The organism is Promicromonospora aerolata, assembly GCF_042682255.1.
Lineage (GTDB): Bacteria > Actinomycetota > Actinomycetes > Actinomycetales > Cellulomonadaceae > Promicromonospora > Promicromonospora aerolata.
Genome location: NZ_JBHUHF010000001.1, coordinates 3,654,694 through 3,672,904, shown reverse-complemented (window position 1 = coordinate 3,672,904; position 18,211 = coordinate 3,654,694). Strand labels below are relative to the sequence as shown.

The 18,211-nt window shown below is 73.1% G+C and carries 12 protein-coding genes; 4 read left to right on the top strand and 8 right to left on the bottom strand.

Going from position 1 to position 18,211, the window contains the following annotated elements:
* Positions 1-82 precede the first annotated feature (82 nt).
* A complete protein-coding gene (locus tag ACFSL2_RS16365) occupies positions 83-5,803 on the top strand; it encodes an SCO7613 C-terminal domain-containing membrane protein (RefSeq protein ID WP_377198851.1) in 5,721 nt (1,906 codons plus the stop codon).
* Between the two features lie 40 nt (positions 5,804-5,843).
* On the opposite strand, the gene ACFSL2_RS16360 is transcribed toward ACFSL2_RS16365, so the two are convergent.
* From ACFSL2_RS16360 to ACFSL2_RS16330, 7 genes are all read right to left on the bottom strand, one after another.
* Positions 5,844-6,872, bottom strand: a complete 1,029-nt coding sequence (locus tag ACFSL2_RS16360; protein WP_377198850.1) for an alpha/beta hydrolase — start codon at positions 6,870-6,872, stop codon at positions 5,844-5,846.
* A complete protein-coding gene (locus tag ACFSL2_RS16355) occupies positions 6,869-7,642 on the bottom strand; it encodes an LppM family (lipo)protein (protein ID WP_377198849.1) in 774 nt (257 codons plus the stop codon). The genes ACFSL2_RS16360 and ACFSL2_RS16355 overlap by 4 nt, the downstream gene beginning before the upstream one ends.
* Before the next feature lie 44 nt (positions 7,643-7,686).
* Positions 7,687-8,607, bottom strand: coding sequence for an LppM family (lipo)protein (locus tag ACFSL2_RS16350; protein WP_377198848.1), 921 nt, complete (start codon positions 8,605-8,607; stop codon positions 7,687-7,689).
* A gap of 108 nt (positions 8,608-8,715) precedes the next feature.
* Complete coding sequence (locus ACFSL2_RS16345; protein ID WP_377198847.1) at positions 8,716-10,158, bottom strand: MFS transporter; 1,443 nt, start codon at positions 10,156-10,158, stop codon at positions 8,716-8,718.
* A complete protein-coding gene (locus ACFSL2_RS16340) occupies positions 10,155-10,874 on the bottom strand; it encodes an ArsR/SmtB family transcription factor (protein WP_377198846.1) in 720 nt (239 codons plus the stop codon). The genes ACFSL2_RS16345 and ACFSL2_RS16340 overlap by 4 nt, the downstream gene beginning before the upstream one ends.
* Before the next feature lie 828 nt (positions 10,875-11,702).
* Complete coding sequence (locus ACFSL2_RS16335) at positions 11,703-12,464, bottom strand: sulfite exporter TauE/SafE family protein (protein WP_377198845.1); 762 nt, start codon at positions 12,462-12,464, stop codon at positions 11,703-11,705.
* On the bottom strand, positions 12,461-13,174 hold the full coding sequence (locus ACFSL2_RS16330; RefSeq protein WP_377198844.1) for a FadR/GntR family transcriptional regulator: 714 nt from the start codon (positions 13,172-13,174) through the stop codon (positions 12,461-12,463). Before ACFSL2_RS16330 ends, ACFSL2_RS16335 begins: the two co-directional genes overlap by 4 nt.
* Before the next feature lie 107 nt (positions 13,175-13,281).
* Here ACFSL2_RS16330 and ACFSL2_RS16325 point away from each other — a divergent pair, with 107 nt between their 5' ends.
* The 3 genes from ACFSL2_RS16325 to ACFSL2_RS16315 are packed head-to-tail and all read left to right on the top strand — an operon-like array spanning position 13,282 to position 17,266.
* On the top strand, positions 13,282-14,616 hold the full coding sequence (locus ACFSL2_RS16325; protein ID WP_377198843.1) for an SLC13 family permease: 1,335 nt from the start codon (positions 13,282-13,284) through the stop codon (positions 14,614-14,616).
* Between the two features lie 5 nt (positions 14,617-14,621).
* Positions 14,622-15,815 carry a CaiB/BaiF CoA transferase family protein gene (locus tag ACFSL2_RS16320; protein ID WP_377198842.1) on the top strand — a complete coding sequence of 398 codons (1,194 nt, stop codon included), beginning with the start codon at positions 14,622-14,624 and terminating at the stop codon, positions 15,813-15,815.
* Entirely contained in the window at positions 15,815-17,266 is a 1,452-nt protein-coding gene (locus ACFSL2_RS16315; protein ID WP_377198841.1) for a carboxyl transferase domain-containing protein, read from the top strand. Before ACFSL2_RS16320 ends, ACFSL2_RS16315 begins: the two co-directional genes overlap by 1 nt.
* Before the next feature lie 56 nt (positions 17,267-17,322).
* Here the strand turns inward: ACFSL2_RS16315 and ACFSL2_RS16310 are convergent, their stop codons facing one another.
* Positions 17,323-18,123 (bottom strand): sulfite exporter TauE/SafE family protein, encoded by an 801-nt coding sequence (locus ACFSL2_RS16310; protein ID WP_377198840.1) that lies wholly within the window; start codon positions 18,121-18,123, stop codon positions 17,323-17,325.
* Positions 18,124-18,211: the final 88 nt, after the last annotated feature.

Sequence of the window (18,211 nt, the reverse complement as noted above, 5' to 3'; positions counted from 1 at the left end):
AGACCGTGCGCACAGGATCCTTGCGCTCCTCACCCTGTGGATACATGGCGCCCACGCTGCCTGCTCCGCCAGGATGGCGGGCATGCCAGCGACCTGGGCCGGCGACGTCGTCGCCCGCCTCACCGACACCACGAGGTGTCCCGCCTGCGGGGAACACCTCGCAGCCATCGTCTGCGCTGCCTGCGGACTCGATGTCTCCGCGCGGCGCGCGCAGGACGTGTGGCGGTTGTCCGTCACCGCGGCGGACGCTCTCCGGGAGCGGGAGACGGTCCTCGACGCGATGCGGCGGGCGCAGACGGTGGCGGTGGGGACCGGTTCGGACGGTCGGACGGCGGACGGTCGGACGGCGGACAGCCGGCCGCGTGGTGTGCGCGCGGACGATGGCGTGCCGGCACCCGCGCCGCCGGGACCGGTACGGCCTGCACCGGTGCTGCGAGAGGCCGAGCGGGCATCGGCGCTGCCAGAGGCCGAGCCGGCAGCTCCGACGCCGGCGGCCACGCTGCCGCCGACGTCGGCCCCGACGACAAAGCCGACGCCGTCCACAGCGCCGTCCACAGCGCCGCCGACCGCGCCGGCGACGTCGCGCCCGGCCAGGTTGCCCGCCGCCGTCCGCCAGGACGAGCCGGTGCGGCGTCCTGCCGGGCCGGGAATCTCTCTCCAGCCGATCCTCGCCGGAGCCGGCGCCACGCTGCTGGCGGTGTCCGCAGTGGTGTTCGTGTTCTTCACGTTCGGCGACAACCTGGCGCTGCGCGCCGTCGTCACGGGGATGGTCACCGTGGCGGCGGTGACGGTCGGCGCCCTGCTGCGCCGGGCCGGGCTGCGTACGACGAGTGAGGCGGTGGCCGCTCTCGCGGTGGTCCTGGCCTGGGTGGACGTCGAGCTCGGGCTCCAGGCCGGCCTGCTCGGACAGATCGACCCCGCGCTGGCGCGAGCCGCAGTGCTCGCGGTGCTGAGTCCCGGGTTCGTCGCGATCGGGTCCTGGCTGCGGGTGCGGTCCTGGGCGTCGGCGGGGCTGCTGGCGGCCTCGGCCGTACCGGTGCTGGTGGCGGTCGGCCTGCCCTGGTCGGCCTGGTCGGCGTGGTGGTGGGTGCTGGCCCTGCTGCTGATGAGCGTCGTGGCGTGGGCGGCACTCCGCACGGCGCCCCTGGTCGGGCGGCGGTCCGGCACCCGGCTCGTCGCCGAGATGTCGGTGCTGCGGGTGGTACGTGCCTCCGGGCCACCGCTCGCCCTGCTCGCCTCCGTCGGAGCGCACACGGTGCCGCCGGGCATGCCGGGGGCGACGGCCCTCCTGTGGTCCGGTGTGGTGGTGACCTCGGTGCTGCTCGGCACCCGGCTGCGGGTGCGGTCCTGGGTATCGACAGGTCTGGTGGCGGCGCCGGTGGTGCCGGTGCTGATCGTGCTTAGCCTGCCCGGGATGGTGGGCTCGGCCTGGTGGTGGGTGCTCGCGCTGCTGCTCGCGGCGGTCGTGGCCTGGGCGGCCGTGCGGCTGCTGCCGGTGTTCGCCCGGCGGCTCGCGGATACCGCGACGTTCGAGCTCGAGATCGGGGCACTGGCGGTGCTGTGCGCCGCCGGACCGCCGCTCGCCCTGCTCGTCTCGTTCGGTGCCGAGGCCGTGCCACCGCTGACGAGCCCGAGTGCGACGGCCGTGCTGTGGTCCGGGGTGGTCGGGTTCTCGGCGGTGCTCGGACACCGCCTCCGGGTGCGCCCCTGGGTGTCGGCCGCACTGGTGGCCGCGCCCGTGGTGCCGATCCTGGTGGTGCTCAGCCCGCCCGTCTCCGTGTGGTCGGCCTGGTGGTGGGTGCTCGCTCTGGTGCTGGTCGCGCTGACCGGATGGGCGGCCGGACGAACGGTGCCGGCACTCGCCGACCGGCTCGGCGCGTCGTTCGCCGTCGAGCAGATGACCCTGCGTGTCGTGCGCGCCGCCGGGTTCCCGCTCGCCTTGGTGGCGTCGTGCGTGGCGGAGCCCGTGCTCGGGCTCACGAGGCCGGGTACCACCACGGTGCTGTGGTCGGCAGCGGTGTTGTGCTCGGCGGTGCTCGGGTACCGGCTCCGGGTGCGTTCCTGGTTGACCGCCGCAGTGCTCGCCGCCCCGGCGGTGCCGGTGCTGGCGGCGCTGGGCGTACCCGACTCACCGTGGTCGGCGTGGTGCTGGGTCCTCGCACTGGTGCTGACGGCAGTCCTGGCGTGGGCGGCGATACGCCTGCTCCCGGCGTTCGACCGGCGCCTCGACCCGCTCCGTGGCCCCATGTTCGCGGTCGAGGCGGGGTTCCTGCAGGTAGCACGCGCGGCCGGCCTGCCAGCTGCGCTCGCGGCGTCCGCCCTGGCGGTGTTCGCCACGCCGGTGGCGCCGCTGTCCGGGCCGGGGACCACCGCCGTGCTGTGGTCGGCCGTGGTGGTCACGGGCCTGGTGCTCGGTCACGGGCTGCGGGTCCGCGCATGGTCGTCGGCCGGAGTGCTCGCCGCTCCGGCGATCCCTCTGTTGCTGCTCGGCACCGTGGAGCTGTCCGACGGATCGTGGCTGCCTGCGGTCGCGGTCCTCGCGACCGTGCTCACCACGCTCGGTGCACGCGCTGTCGGTGTCGTCTCCGGGCCACGCCTCGGCTCTCGGCTGCGGGCCGAGACCAGGGTGCTGGACGTCGTGGCGGTCGTGGCGGTGCCGGTCGCCGTGCTCCTGTCCTTCGGGGTGCGGCAGCCGCAGTCGCTGCCCGGCCTGGGCGGCACCGCGGCGCTCGTCGCCCTCGCGGCAGTGACCGTGGCAGTCCTGCGGCGGGTCACCCACCACCGGCACTGGACCGTCGTCGGTGGCGTGCTCGCCGTTGCCGGTGGTGGCCTGCTGGGGGCGGTCGGCGAGACATCGGGACCGGGCTGGGTGCCGTTCGGCGCGGCGTGCGTATGGACGGCGCTCGCGATCCTGACCGCTCCGCGCCTGCTGCGGGCGACCCGTCTCGGTTCGGTCCGTGCTGCCCTGCATCCCGGCACGCGCGACGACCTGCTGCTGAGCGGCTGGATCACCGTCGCCGTCTGCGCGCTGCCTGCCATGCTGCTGGTGCCGATCCGGGTGACGGACGCCTGGGTCGCGGCCTGGTCGGTCCCGGCTGCCGGATGGGCGCTGCCCGGCGGGGCGCTGGTCACGGCCGCACCGGTGGACCCGACGGTCGGGGACGCGGCGGCGCTGATGAGCACGAGCCTCGTCTGGGCGCCTCTCGGCACCTTCGCGCTCGCGGTCAGCACGCTGCTCGCTGCTCGTCTCGCCGATCGAGGGCGGCGGGTGGAGGCCGTCGCCGCCCCGATCATCGTGCTGCTGGCGGTCATCGGCATCGCGCTCGACCCCCGCCTCCTCACGACGGTCTCGCTCACCGCCCTCGCGCTGATCGCGGTCGCTCTCGTGGCGGCGACCGCGGAGCGACGGACGGCCTGGCGCGGGCTACGGCCGGCCGTCGCGGCCGTCCAGGGAACGGTCCGCGCCGCGGTCCGTGCGTCCGGACGCCTGCGCCTGATCGGCGGGACCAGGGTCACGTCCGCCGACCTGCGCCTCGCTCGTGCGACGGCGGTCACCGGGGTGTTCGTGGCGACCGGCATGCTGCTGGCCTTCTCCTGGGTCTCCCGCCCGACGGCCGCCGGAGGTGCTCTCGCGGTCTGTGCGCTGCTGCTGTCGCTGCGCGGTGTGCTGCGTTCGGCCACCCGCCCCTGGCTGGTCGGCGTCGGGTACGTCTACCCGCTGGTCGTGCTGGGTGTCGTGCTCGCGTGGCTCGATCTGTCCGTCGTGGCGGCGATCTGTACGGTCTCGGCGGTCGCCTCACTCGTGGCCATCGCGGTCACGCTCGGTACGCGCACCTCACGGACCGAGTGGTACGTGGTGCTCGGCGTGACCGCGGGGCCGTTCGCGGCGGGTGTGGTGACGGTCGTGTTCGAACGCACCTGGTGGTCGGCGGGCGCCGCGGCGGCGATGCTGACCCTCGAGCTGGTGCTGCTGCTCACCGCCCGTGCAGGCCTGTCGGGCCTGCTCCGGTCGGGAGCCGCCTTCCTCCTGCTGCCCACGGCGTCCGTCATGGTCACGAGCGCGGGTGCGATGCTCCTGGAGGTCTCGGGATCGCCGTACGTGCTTCCTGCCACCGCCGTGCTGGTCTCGGCGGTCGCCGGTGGCGCGGCACGCGTGGCGGAACGGATCGCCGCGCGCGTACCTGACGGCGGGCCCGAGCTCGCGGCAGGCGTGCGCCGGAGTCTGGAGCGGTCCGCGCTGCTCACGGGCGCCATCACGGTCCTGCTCGCCTACGCCCGGCCTGCGGCGGGGCCGAACGTCGCCGTGGCCGTGCTGCTGCTGCTCATGGCCGGGACCGCGCTCGTGGCCCGCGAGCCCGGGCGCCGGCGCGCGTGGCTGCTGGTCGCCGCGCTGGGGCTCGCCGCGCTGTGGACGGCGCTGGCCGGCGGTGACGTGGTGCTGATCGAGGCCTACACCCTTCCGCCGGCGCTGGGTGCGATCGGCGTGGGTGTGTTCCTGGCCTGGCGCCTGGGCCGTACTCAGGCCGGTGCCGATGCCGATGCCGATGCCAGCGTTGGGCCGGCTCCGGGCGGCCGTGCACCGGCTACGGCGGTGACGCATGCCTGGCGGCTTGCCGCGGTCGGCGCGGGGCTCGCCGTGATCCCCAGCCTTCTGGTCCACCTGACCCGCACGGAACCGGCTGACTGGCGGGCGTTCGCCCTGGTGGGCGGGGCCGTGACGGCGCTGGCGGTGGCGTTCGCCCTCGGGCTGCCCACCGTTCGGGAGCGGTTCGTGGTGCTGCGCGACCCGTGGACGCAGCCGGCGGGGCGCGGGCTCGCCGCCGTGGCGGCGGTGGCCAGCCTGAGTGCCGTCATCGAGTCCCTCCAGGTCGCACGGGAGCCGGTGTCCTGGTTCGGGTTCGGCACGCGGACGCCGTCCGCCCTGCCCCGCCTGACCTGGTACGACGGCGCGCCGCTGGGGGTGCCGGTCAGCGCGGGCTGGGTGTTCGCCGTCGGGCTCGGGTGGGCGCTCCTCGCCGGAGCGCTGCTGCTCGTCGCGGCCGTGGTGGCCCGCCGTGCGGCGGACGGGCGCTCGGCGGCCTGGCTCGACCGGTGGGGCATGGTGCCGGGCCTCGTGCTCGGGACGCTCGGCGCGGTGGCGAACACCCGACCGGTGTGGCCGTCGATCGTGTCGCTCCTCGTGCTGGAGCTGGTGCTGCTCGCGGTGCTCGTCCTGGTCACCCGGCGCGCCGGACGGTCGGGCATCGGCGCACCGCCGTGGCTGGTCTGGCTGTGTGCCACAGCCGTCGCGATCGCCGCCTGGTCCCCGCGCGAGCTGCGGGTCGAGGCGTTCTCGGTGATGCTGGGTGCCGGCCTGATCTGGTCGGGTGCGACGGCACTGCGCCGCTGGGTGGCGGCGGGCGAACCGGCGGGTGCCACGGGCACCCTCATGACCTGGCCGGTCGGTGACCAGGGCTCCTGGCGCACCATCGGCTGGGGCATCGCGGCACTCGTCGGGCCGTCGGTGCTCTCCACCGTCACCGATCCCCTGACGATCCGTGCGTCCTGGGTGGTGCTGGCCGCGCTGGCGGCCGTCCTCGTCGGGTCACGTCTGCGGCTGTCCGCGCCGTTCTGGATCGGCGTGTGGACCCTGGCCGTCGAGGTGCTCGTCGTCTTCGCCAAGCTGGGTGTCGGCGTCTCGCCCCTGCCGTGGATCCTCACCCTCGTCCCGGCGGCGGTGGTCCTGCTCATCATCGCGACGCTCGACGAACGGAGGACGGCTGCCTCCGGGGGCACGGCGGCCTACCTGCGCGACCTGCGCTGACGGTGTTCGGTGCCCCGCCCGACCCTGCCCGTGCTGGGTGTCAGACCTTCGCGTCCAGCCAGTCCAGCACCGTGGTCAGGTACTTCTCGCGGGCCGGCCGGGGAGACAGTGCCAGGTCGTGGGCGCCACCCTCGATGACCGCTACGTCCACCGCCGTGCCCACCCGTGGCGCCCGGGCGTGCATGTGCGCGACGTCGAGGATCGCGTCCGTGCTGAGCATGACCTCGGCGGCCCCGCCGTCGGGCCCCGTGGCGCCGCTGGTGCACACGAGCGTGGGGCACTCCACGGTCAGGCCACGCGCCAGCCTGCGGTGGCCGCGCCGGATCGCGGCCAGCCAGCCGGCCCGGACGGGGAAGCCGCCGTGCGGTTTCCAGCGCAGGTCGTACTCCCACTCCCCGCCCGTCGCCCGGTGCAGGGCGCGGCCGTAGTCCTCGCCGAGGTGGGTCAGGACGGTGCGCGGCGCCACCCGGCCGAGCCCGTACACCAGCTGGGTGACCAGGGTCCGGTCCGACCAGCTGCCCCTCAGGTCGAACCAGGGGCTGTTCAGCACCAGGGCCGTCACCCGGTGGGCACGGGCGTGCGCGTACACCGAGGCGATGAGACCGCCCGTCGAGTGCCCCATGAGCACCAGCCCGGTGTGGCCGTCCGCGGCGATCGCATCGGCGGCGGCATCGAGGTCCTGCTGGTAGAACTGCAGGCTGCTGACCATGTTGGGGTCGCCGCCCGCCGCCGTCCAGGCGTCGATGGAGCGCCCGTGCGCACGCAGGTCGATCGCGTAGAACGGGTAGCCCCGCTCGGTGATCGCCTCGGCGAGGTGCCGCTGGAAGAAGTAGTCCGTGTACCCGTGCACGTACAGCACGGGCGGGCGCCCGACGCCGGGCCCCTCCCTGGGCGTGTAGCGGACCAGTGTCGCCTCGGTGTGGTCCTGCGCGGGTCTCCCGCGCCGCGCACGTGCCCGCAGCGCCCCCGACGGTCCCGGTAGCCGCAGGGTCCGAGCCGTGAAGCCCTCGCCCAGCACGTCCTCGGTCCACTCGTCCCCGCTGTCGTCCATGTCGCTCCTGTGCGTCATGCCTGCTTCTGGTGGGCCTGTCGTGCGCGCTGCCGTCGGTCGACGATATAGGTAAGCAGCCCCACGACGACGAGGATCAGGAACGTGGCGAGGGTGATCGGTGCGCCCCAGTCCGAGATGATGCCTTCCGCGGGATGCGCCTCGTGGGACGGTGTCTCCGCGACGGTGGGCATGGGGCCGACGCCGGACACGGGGACCAGGCCGCGTGCCGACAGCCGCGTGGCCCGTTCGGCGTCCGGACGCCAGGTCACGGTGTTTCCCGTGACCTCGCCGTTGGCTTCCGTCACGGGGCCGGGAAAGGTGAGCGCGACGGTGGCGTCGACGCCGCCGAGCGTGCCCTCGGGCAGGTTCTCGATCCCCTGCACCCGGGTCGACAGGTCGAGCACTCCCGAGACCACGTACCCGTCGCCGTCCCGGACGACCTGGAGGTCGCCGTCGCTGATCGTCGCCAGCGTCGTCACGGGCTCGTCGTCGAACACGTAGCGCGAGCCGGTGTAGCCGTCCTCGGCGTACGGCTCCTCGGTGACGGTCTCGGGGACGTCGCCCACCACCTCGTCCTTGTACTCCGCCCACACCTGGGCGGGGTCGCCCCCGAAGAGTCCTGCGGCGTCGTCGGCCACGGCGATCACGAGTGTGCCGTCCGCCGTGTCATGGTCGGTGAGCGTGGTCTGCAGGTCGACCCGGACACACCCCGTCAGCGCCAGGGCGACGAGCACCGCGCCGACCAGGGCTCGGGCGGTGACGCTCTGGACGGCAGAACCTCCTCGCACGACCACTGCTTTCACCCGGCCAGTCTGCCCGATGACCGTCCCGGTCAGTACCCGGGAGGAAAGCTCGGCGGCAGGTTCTGGTCCGGAGACGTGGACCGCTCCTGCGGCGGTGCGGCCCCGTACGGGCTCGACCCCGTGCCGTGCTGCGGTGGCAGGCTGCCGTACGGCTGCGGCGCGGGCTGGGCAGCCGGCGGCTGCGGCGCTTGCTGCTGCGGGTACGGCGGGTCCGCGCCCGCCCCCGGACGTCGGTCGCGCACCCGAAGCATGGCCTGCCACACGACGACGCCGATGAGCAGCAGGATGACCAGCCCGCTCACACCGAGCGCCAGGACCATCCACTCCGGGACGACGGGTAGCGTCACGACCTCGGCGGCTCCGGTCGCCTCGTCCGCGTCCGGCTCCGCCGGGCCCTTCGCGGCGCCGCGTGCGTGGATCTCGACGGCTTCGCCGACAGCCGGCTCCCAGCGCACCGAGTTGCCGTCGACGATGCCGTTCGAGTCCTTCACCTTGCCCGGGAAGCTGATGTCGACGGTGATGCTCAGGTTGTCGATGGCGGCACCGCCCCGGCTGTCGAGGCCCTGTTCCGTGAGATCGAGCGTGCCCGACACCAGGTAGTCGCCGCCCTTGCGGACCACCTTGATCGGCCAGCCGACCCGGGTGCCCACGTCGCCGACCTTCGTCTCGGGGTAGACGTAGCGCGTGCCGGTGTAGCCGTCCTGCTCGAAGTCCTCGGTGCGGACGGCTTCCCGCGCCGGATCCTCCTGGCCCTCGGTCAGGGTGTCGATGACGTCGTCGGGCGACTGCCCGGTCTGGTCCAGGTAGGCGTCCTCGACGGCCAGCACCAGGTTCGACGTCGCCGCGCCGTCCTCCTGCAGCGCGACCTCGACACCCATGCGCACGCACCCGGACAGAGTCAGGGTCAGTACGGCGAGGGCGGCGACTGCCACGACGCGGGAGCGGATCACTGAGACAGCATGCCGGTCACCACCTCGTATCGAAAAGCCTGATTGAGGGGAGTTGTCCCCATGGGCGGGACGCCGGGTAGCAGGTAGAGCCCGGCGCGACGGGCCGTGTCAGACGGCGGATGTGGTCGTCGTGACGTCGGCATCCTCGGTGGCGGTGCTGGCGGTGCTGGCGGTGTTGCTGGTGGCGTCGGCGGCCGCGCGGGCGGCCAGCATCCGTTCCCGGCGCACGGCGGGAAGGAAGCAGGCCGCGCCCAGGGTGCTGAAGGCCCCGGCGAGCACCATCGCAGCTGACGTGGACAGGAGGTCCGCGGCCCAGCCGAGGGCCGGACCGGCCAGGGAGAACGCGGCGAAGGCGACCATCGAGGCCATCGACAGGACCGTCGAGCGGTTCCGGGACTCGGCCTCGCGGTGCAGGAGCGCCTGGTACGCGGGACCGCAGGCGCCGTGCAGCCCGTACGTCACCAGGTACGCGGCGACCAGTCCGACCGGGCCGAGCGCCAGACCCATCCAGACCGCGCCGAGCCCGTTGAGGACCCGCGCCAGGATCGCCGTCCGCGCGACGCCGAGACGGGGCGTGACCAGACCGGTCAGCGCGGCGCCACCCGCGAACACCGCCCAGCCAGCCGCTGCGGCCGGGCCGGCTACGGCGGCACCGGCCGCGGTGCCGCCCAGCATCTCGGAGAGCCGGATGGGTTGGAACGTCTCGAACACCACCATGCCCACGCTCCAGAACACCTCGACCAGGAGCAGCCAGCGCAGCACCCGGTTGTCCCGTGCGAGACGTAGGCCGTCGCGGATGACGCCGGGCGCCTGCCGGGCGGACTCGAGCACCCGGCCGGCCACGCGCGTGCCCCCGGTGTCCGACGGTGGGAGGGCCGGGGTCACGCCGGGGCCATTCGCCTCGGCGTCTGTGTCCGCGGGTGTGTCCGCCTCGGTGCGGGCCGCGGGCGCCAGGACGCGGGGCGTCTCCCGGACCAGGACCGTCACGGCGACCAGGTGCGCCACCGCGAGGATGGCGTACACCGCGTAGGGCAGGGTCAGCGCGGACCACGCATCGAGCGGGTGCCACCAGACGAGCCCACCCGAGACGAGCGCCCCGGTGGCGATCGACACACCCAGCACGGTGCTGTGCGCGGCCAGCGGCCTGTCGACGTCGGCGCCGGGCTCGGTGGCGTGCACGGTGTCGACGAACCAGGCCTCCAGCGGCCCGGAGTCGAGCGCCCTGAAGGCGCCCGTGACCGCCGCGGCCAGGGCAAAGGCCCAGAAGGAATGCGCGGTCAGGAAGAGAACGGCTGCCGCCACCTGCAGCACGGCCGCCAGGACGAGCAGGGGGCGTCGGCCCAGGGAGTCGGCGAGGCCGCTGGTGGGCAGCTCCAGGAAGAACACGGTGAGCCCTGTGACGGACAGCGCCGTCAAGGCCTGCGTGACCGAGAGCCCTCGCTCGAGCGGCAGCAACGTGGTCACGGTGACGACGAGTCCGACCGGGAACCACCGGGTCGCGGTCAGCAGCAGGAAGGCCCGCTGGGCCTGGGCCGGCGTCAGGAGCGTCATGATCGGTTCCTGTCGGTGTCGCCCTCGGCGGATGCGGTGCTGTCGGTGTCGGTGTCGGTGTCGGTGCGGTCGGTGCGGTCGGTGCGGTCGGTGCGGTCGGTCCGGTCGGCGACGTCGTCGGCGTCGCTGGTGGCGTCGCTGGTCGCCGGGACGTCGTCCGGGTCGAGAGGGAACGCGGCCGCCCAGAAGGTCACCCGGCGAGCGTCCGGCCCGGTGCCTGCCTCGCGGTAGCGCTCGAGCACCTCGTCGAGCTCCCGGTGCATCTCCTGGAGCTGCTGGGCGTTCACGGTGACCCATGCGTCGCCCATGCCCAGCCCGTCCTGCCACTCGCGCGGCCAGGAGTCGGCGACGTCGAGCCAGTGACCGAAGTCGGTGCTGAACAGGCGCAGGTAGTCCCGCTCCAGCCAGCCGAGCGCGGTGGCGGCGTCCTCGTCGTGCGCCATCGCCGAGCGCTCCCAGCTGTGGGACTTCGTGGCGGCACGCCACAGGCGTTGCTTGCCGGCCCCCTCGCCGGTGTCCGCGACCAGTCCGACGGACTCGAGCTTGCGCAGGTGGTAGCTGGTGGCACCGGTGTTGGTGCTCAGGGCCGTCGCCAGCGTGGTCGCTGTCGCCGGGCCGTCGCGCCGCAGGGTGCTGAGCAGGCGCGAGCGCAGTGGGTGGGCGAGGACCTTGACGGCCTCGGGAGTAAGTCGGAAGTCGTCCTGAGGAGTGGCCATGCGTGCACAATAACCATGCACAGGTTCTGTGCACAATAGTTATGCACGAATGTTGTGCACGCGTTGCTAGGAGCCCGAACGCTCGTCGGTGCTCGGTCGGGTGCTCGGTCGGGGTTTCAGCGGGTTCAGCGGGTTCAGCGGACTCGGTGGACTGGGTGGACTCGGTGGGCTGGGTGACTCGGCGGACTCGGTGGGCTTGTCGGGCGTCGAACCGCACGTTGAGAGTCTGTCGTTGTTCGGCTCGCCGCTGGACCGCAAGAGCCGAGACCGCGGGGGATGCTCGACGCCGCCGAGCCGCAAGATCTATGTCCGGCGGCCACTCGGCCGGCATCGAACCGCAAGCCCGACGTCCGGCGGACCGCTCACGGGCCCGAACCGCAAGATCCATGTCCAACGGCCTCGTCAGCCGCCACCGAACCGCAAGATGCGCGTCCGGCGGGTCGATCGCTGTCGCCGAACCGCAAGATCCGAGTCTGTTGGCCCGTCAGCCGGCGTCGAACCGCAAGGTGGTCGTCATGTGAGGCGCCGAGCCGCAACCTTTGAGTCGATGTAGGTGTCGGTGGACGTGTTCGCTGCGGATCGGCACACCGGATCATGTTCAACGTGCGGTTCGGCGCCAGCGCCTGGCTCCCTTGACGTGGATCTTGCGGTTCGGCGCCAGCGCCTGGCCTGTTGGACGTGGAGCTTGCGGTTCGGCGCCGGCGTCTGGCCTGTTGGACGTGGAGCTTGCGGTTCGCCCCCGGCACCCGGCCCGCCGGACACGCATCTTGCGGTTCGGCACCAATCCACACCCCCACCAGCAGCCACTCCCGCCCCGAACGCCCCCCGTCAGAGCAGCATGAGCACCGCGGTGCCACCACCCGCGATCACCACGAGCACCCGGAACACGACCGGCGGCATCTTGCGCCCCAGACGTGCTCCGATGTACCCACCCACCACCGACCCGGCCGCGAGCAGCCCGATCGCCAGCCAGTCCAGGTCCGCGACCACCACGAAGATGGCGGTCGCCACGACGTTCGCGGCGAGCACCGCCAGGGTCTTGAGCGCGTTCACGATCCGCACCGGGAAGTCGGTGCCGAGCCCGAGCACCGCGGCCATCATCACGCCTGACCCGGCTCCGAAGTAGCCGCCGTAGGTGCCCGTGAGGACGGCGAACACCACGGTCGCCGGTGACATGTCGTGGCGCAGGCGGGTGGGCTCGTTCCGGGTGCGGCGCAGCCACCGGCTGATCCACGGCTGCGCACCGACGAGCAGGCAGGAGAGCAGGATCAGCCACGGCACCACGGCCTCGAACACGCCGGGCGGGAGGGCGAGCAACAGGATCGCTCCACCGACGGAACCGACACCGCACGCCGCGAGCACGACCAGGACCGTGCGCGGGTGCTCGCGCAGCTCCTGGCGGTAGCCGACCGCGCCGCTCAGCGCGCCGGGCACCAGGCCGACGGTGTTCGACGCGTTCGCGACGACCGGCGGCAGCCCGATGGCGAGCAGCACGGGAAAGCTCAGGAGCGACGCGACACCGACCGTCGAGGTGAGGACACCGGCGCCGAGCCCGGCGCCCAGGACGGCGAGCTGCTCCCAGCCGGTCACGGCTCCTGGTCCCGCAGCAGGGCCACGTCGCTCACCATCTCGACATGGGCGTGCATGGCGGCCGCGGCGGCCTCCGGGTCGCGGGCCCGGATGGCATCCGCGATCGCACGGTGCCCGTTGAGGGAGTTGCGGGGCCTGCCCGGCTGCGAGAGCGACTCGATCCGGCTCTCCCGGATCAGGCTCGCGATCTCCCGCATGGTCTGGGCGAGGAGGTCGGAGTGCGCGGCGGTGGTGACCGCCGCGTGGAACTGCTCGTCGGCGTCCACGCCTCGGTCGCCGTGCGCGATGGCGGCGTCCATCGTGTCGAGTGCCGCGTCGATCGCCCGCAGGTCGTCCTCCGTGCGCCGCTGGGCGGCCAGTGCGGCGATCTTGGTCTCGAGGGCGTCCCGGATATCGATGATCTCGGGCATCCGGTCGGCGTGCGCACGGATGGCCTCGACGATGCGGCTCTCGCTGTGCTTGCCGGTCAGTACCGTGCCGTCCCCGTGCCGCACCACGACGGCGCCGACCACCTCGAGCGCGACGAGGGCCTGGCTGAGCGTCGCGCGGCTGACACCGAGGCGCGAGGCGAGCTCGCGTTCGGGCGGCAGCCGGTCACCGGCCGCGAGCCCGTTCTGCTGGATCCACGTGGTGATCTGCTCTGCCACCTGTTCGTACAGGCGGGTACGGGCCAGCGGGGTCGGCAGTTCGGCGGAAGCCTTGGGGGTCACCCTGCCGAGAATACTTGACAGATGGCGCACTGGACTATTGGCTAGGCCACTGATCCATCGTGCCTCGTCGGTCAAAGGTGTCCGCCACGATGGGAAGAGGAGTTCTCATGGGTCCTGAGTGGATAGCGATCATCGCGCTCGTCGCGTTGTTCGTCGTCGGGACAGTCCTACCGATCAACATGGGCGCGCTCGCCTATGTCGCCGCCTGGTTCGTCGGCGTCTTCGCGCTGGGCATGGACGACGGCGAGGTGCTCGGCGGGATCAGCGCCAGCCTCGTGCTGACGCTCATCGGCGTCACCTACCTGTTCTCCATAGCCAAGAACAACGGCACGGTCGACCTGATCGTCGCGCAATCGATCAAGATGGTCGGCGGCCGGGTGGCGCTCATCCCCTGGGTCATGTTCGCGGTCACCGCCGTGCTGACCGCCATCGGCGCGGCCAGCCCGGCGGCGTGCGCGATCATCGGCCCGGTGGCGCTCGGCTTCGCCCGCCGCTACAAGATCAACCCGCTCATGATGGGCATGTTCGTGGTGCACGGCGCCCAGGGTGGCGGGTTCTCCCCGATCAGCATCTACGGCACCATCACCAACTCGGTCATGGCCGACGTCGGCTACGAGGGCACCGAGATGGCCGTCTTCATCGCGTCGCTCGCGTTCAACCTGGTGATGGCAGTCATCCTGTTCTTCGCTCTCGGCGGGCGCCGCCTGATGAACGAGCGGGTCGACCCCGCGGACGCTGCCGGCCACACCGCCGACGGTGTCGTCGACGGCCTGCACACCGGCGGACAGCCGGTCACCGGCAACGGTCTCGGCACCAGCGTCGCGACCGTCACGCGTGGCGTCGGCGTGCGGCGCGACCACGTGCTGACGCTCTTCGCCTTCGCAGCGGTGGCCGTGACCGCTCTCGCCTTCGAGATGGACATCGGGTTCGTCTCGATCACGGCCGCCGTCGCCCTGGCGATGCTGTCCCCGCGCCAGAACAAGGACGCCGTCAAGCAGATCGCGTGGCCCACCGTGCTGCTCGTGGCCGGCGTGAGCACCTACGCCACGGTCTTCACCGAGGCGGGATCGCCCGAGTACATCGGTCTCTGGGCGGCGGGCCTCGGCATCGTCACCATCGGCGCGCTCGTCCTCTGCTACGTCGGCGGCATCGTCTCGGCGTTCGCGTCCTCCACGGCGCTGCTGCCGGTGATCATCCCGATCGCCGTGCCGCTCATCGCCACCGGCGGCGTGAGCGCCTGGTCCATGGCGGCGGCCCTCGCCGTCTCGTCGACCATCGTCGACGTCAGCCCCTTCTCCACGAACGGAGCCCTGATGCTCGCCAACCGCCCCGACACGATCTCGGAGCAGGCGTACTACAAGCAGATCCTCGGCTACGCCGCCATCGTCACCCTCGTGGGACCCCTGCTGGTGTGGGCGATCCTCGTCCTGCCGGGCTGGTGAGCGCCATGACCGGACCGCTGGCCGATGTCGTCGTCGTCGATCTCTCGCGTGCCCTCGCGGGGCCGCACGCCACGATGATGCTGGGCGACCTGGGCGCGCGCGTCGTCAAGGTGGAGGTGCCCGACCGGGGCGACGACACGCGGGGCTGGGGCCCGCCGTTCGTCGGTGAGGAGGGTGCCCGCGAGTCGACCTACTTCCTGTCCGCGAACCGGAACAAGGAGTCGATAGCGCTCGACCTCAAGGCCGACGCCGACCGGGCGGTCCTCCTGGAGCTCGTCGACCGCGCCGACGTGCTCGTGGAGAACTTCCGGACCGGCGTGCTGGAGCGGCTCGGTCTCGGAATCGACTCGCTGCTCGAGCGCAACCCCCGCCTGATCGTGCTCTCGATCACCGGGTTCGGCCACGACGGTCCCGAAGGTGGCCGTGCCGGGTACGACCAGATCGCCCAGGGCGAGGCCGGACTGATGTCCCTCACCGGGTCCGGCCCGGACGACCCGCAGCGCGTGGGTGTGCCGATCGGAGACCTGCTCGCGGGGATCTACGGCGCGTACGGCGTGCTCGCGGCGCTGCACGAACGGCACACCACCGGCGTCGGCCAGGTGGTCCGGACGTCGCTCCTTGCCGCCGTCACCGGCGTGCACGCGTTCCAGGGCACGCGGTGGACCGTCGCCGGGGAGGTGGGGCACGCGCAGGGCAACCACCACCCTTCGATCGCGCCGTACGGCCTGTTCCGCTGCCGTGACGGCGCCGTCCAGATCGCCGTCGGGTCCGAGGTGCTGTGGCAGCGGTTCTGCCAGGCCTTCGGGCTCGACGCCGACGCCCCGGGCATGCGGAGCAACGCCGAGCGGGTGGCCCACCGCGACCAGATCATCGAGGCGGTCGAGGCGGCGTTCGCCGCGTTCGACGCCGACGCGCTGCTCACCCGGCTCGCCGACGCCGGGATACCCGGCGGCCGGGTGCGTACGCTCGACGAGGTGTACGCATGGGAGCAGACGGCGAGCCAGGGCCTGCTCGTGGACGTGGAGCACACCAGCCTCGGCACGGTGACGCTGCCCGGACCGCCGCTGCGGTTCTTCGACCCGGCCGGTGACGAGGTCACCCGGCGCGACCACCAGGCGCCTCCGGTCCTGGACGAGCATGCCGCCCGCATCCGGGCCTGGCTCGACACGCCCGTGGCCGAGGAGCGGGAGGCGAGCTGATGACGCGCAGGTGGACCGCCCGCGAGCTGCTCGAGCTCGTGCTCGACGCGGACAGCTTCGAGTCCTGGGACGAGCCGGTCGACGTCACCGGACACCCGGCCGAGTACCAGGCGGTGCTCGCCGCGGCCGCCGAGAAGGCGGGCACCGACGAGTCGGTGCTCACCGGCCGCGGCCGCGTCCGTGGGCGTCCCGTCGTGGTCGTCGTCAACGAGTTCCGGTTCCTCGGGGGATCCATCGGACGCGCCGCCGCCCGGCGGATCACCGCCGCCGTCCGGCGCGCGACGGCGGAGCGGCTGCCCCTCCTCGCCACAACCGCGTCCGGTGGCACCCGGATGCAGGAGGGTACCCCCGCGTTCCTCCGCATGGTCGAGATCTCCCGCGCCGTCATGGACCACCGCGACGCCGGCCTGCCCTACCTCGTCTATCTCCGGCACCCCACCACCGGCGGCGTGTACGCCTCCTGGGGTTCGCTCGCCCACCTCACCGTGGCCGAGCCGGGAGCGCTCATCGGCTTCCTCGGACCCCGGGTCGTGGAGGCCCTGACCGGGCAGGCGCTGCCCGACGGCGTCCAGTCCGCCGAGAACCTCGCCGCCAAGGGCGTGCTCGACGGCGTCGTCGCGCCCGAGAACCTGCCGGCGCTGGTCGACCGGGCGCTCGCCGTGCTCGTCGACCCACCGTCGCCGTCGGGCCTTCCGCGCAGGGAGGGCCAGCCGTCCGGGACGACGTCGGCCTGGGACTCCGTGCTGCGGACGCGGGCCGCAGACCGGGTCGGGGTGCGTGACCTGCTGCGCTACGGCGCCTCGGGGACCGTGCGGCTGTCCGGCACGGACGAGGGCGAGCGTGACGAGTCGATGCTGGTCGCGCTCACGCGGCTGGACGGCGTGCCGTGCCTCGTCCTCGGCCAGGACCGGACCCGGCAGACGGAGAGCACGCCGATGGGTCCCGCCGCGCTCCGGGTCGCCCGGCGGGCGATGGGGCTCGCCGAGGAGCTGCGGCTGCCTCTGGTCGCGGTGATCGACACCCCCGGGGCGGAGCTCTCGCAGGGTGCCGAGGAAGGCGCGCTCGCCGGCGAGATCGCGCGCTGCATGGCCGCGCTGACCCGGCTGACGGTGCCGACGCTGTCGGTCATCCTCGGCCAGGGGTGCGGCGGCGGGGCGCTCGCCCTGCTGCCGGCGCAGGTGGTGATCGCCGCGGAGCATGCGTGGCTGTCCCCGTTGCCGCCGGAGGGCGCGAGCGTCATCGTGCACGGCGACACCGGGCACGCCGCGCAGATGGCGGAGGAGCAGCACGTGCGTGCCGTGGACCTGCTCGCGGAGGGCGCCGTGCAGCGGGTGGTCCCGGAGCACGACGGCGACACGGCGCGCGACGTCGCCGTGGCGGTGGCGGCGGAGTGCGCGGCGGTGCTGCGGCCGACCGGCCCGATGATCGGCAGTTCGTCAGGTGATCGGTAGCCCGGGTTGCCGACCACCTGACGAATGACCGACCACAAGGTGTGGGCGGCCGGGGGTCAGGGTCGGTGTCGCTGCAGGGCCTTGCGCACCTGTTGTGCCAGCGCGAACACGAGCAGCGCGGCGAACGCGATCGACGCGATCCTGGGCGGCAGCACGACCGACAGGCTCGCGCCACCGAACGAGAAGACCGAGGCCACGGCGCCGATGATCGCCGCCGTCCGCAGGTGGACCAGGCGGTTGCGGGTGTTGACCCAGGTACCCGAGACGGCGGTGGGGATCATCGCCACCAGGGACGTCCCCTTGGCGAGCGCTGGTGCGAAGTCGAACAGCGCGGACAGACCCGGGACGGCGATCTGGCCGCCCCCGATGCCGAGCAGCCCGGACGCGATCCCCATGACGAGACCGAGCCCGATCATCCCCGCACCGTCGAGCAGGCTGGGCAGGCCTTCGGCGCTGTCGACCGACGGCGGCTCCCCGAACGCGTCGAGCAGGGTCCGCACGATCCCCAGCACGAGCACCCCGACGAACATCCAGCGCAGCAGGGTCTCGGGGACGCGGGCGAGCAGCCGTGCCCCGACCACGGCGCCGATCACCGCACCCACGACGAGCAGCCCGGCGGCGATCAGGTCGACCGCGTCGTGCGTCAGGTACGGGATGGATCCGACGATCGCCGCGGGGAGGATCGCCGCGAGGGAGTAGGCGCTCGCCCGACGTTGCGTGAGGCCGCCGAGCGAGGTCAGGAGCGGCACCATCACGATGCCGCCGCCGAGCCCGAACAGACCGGAGAAGGCTCCACCGACGATCCCGACGACGGCGGCACGAGGTGGAGTCAGGGAGTCGTCAGTCTGCTCGGTCACCTTGAGATGATCTCAGGTGTGCGGCGATGGCCTGCGCGCAGCTCGTCGGGTCGGTGCGGGTGGCACGCACTACAGTGAATTCCAAGGT

What these genes read in the sequence shown, in the direction of transcription:
- ACFSL2_RS16320 (WP_377198842.1), top strand. Translation starts at nt 14,622, where the DNA reads ATGACCGGACCGCTGGCCGATGTCGTCGTCGTCGATCTCTCGCGTGCC.
- ACFSL2_RS16325 (WP_377198843.1), top strand. Translation starts at nt 13,282, where the DNA reads ATGGGTCCTGAGTGGATAGCGATCATCGCGCTCGTCGCGTTGTTCGTC.
- ACFSL2_RS16365 (WP_377198851.1), top strand. Translation starts at nt 83, where the DNA reads ATGCCAGCGACCTGGGCCGGCGACGTCGTCGCCCGCCTCACCGACACC.
- ACFSL2_RS16340 (WP_377198846.1), bottom strand. Translation starts at nt 10,874, where the DNA reads ATGGCCACTCCTCAGGACGACTTCCGACTTACTCCCGAGGCCGTCAAG.
- ACFSL2_RS16345 (WP_377198847.1), bottom strand. Translation starts at nt 10,158, where the DNA reads ATGACGCTCCTGACGCCGGCCCAGGCCCAGCGGGCCTTCCTGCTGCTG.
- ACFSL2_RS16360 (WP_377198850.1), bottom strand. Translation starts at nt 6,872, where the DNA reads ATGACGCACAGGAGCGACATGGACGACAGCGGGGACGAGTGGACCGAG.
- ACFSL2_RS16315 (WP_377198841.1), top strand. Translation starts at nt 15,815, where the DNA reads ATGACGCGCAGGTGGACCGCCCGCGAGCTGCTCGAGCTCGTGCTCGAC.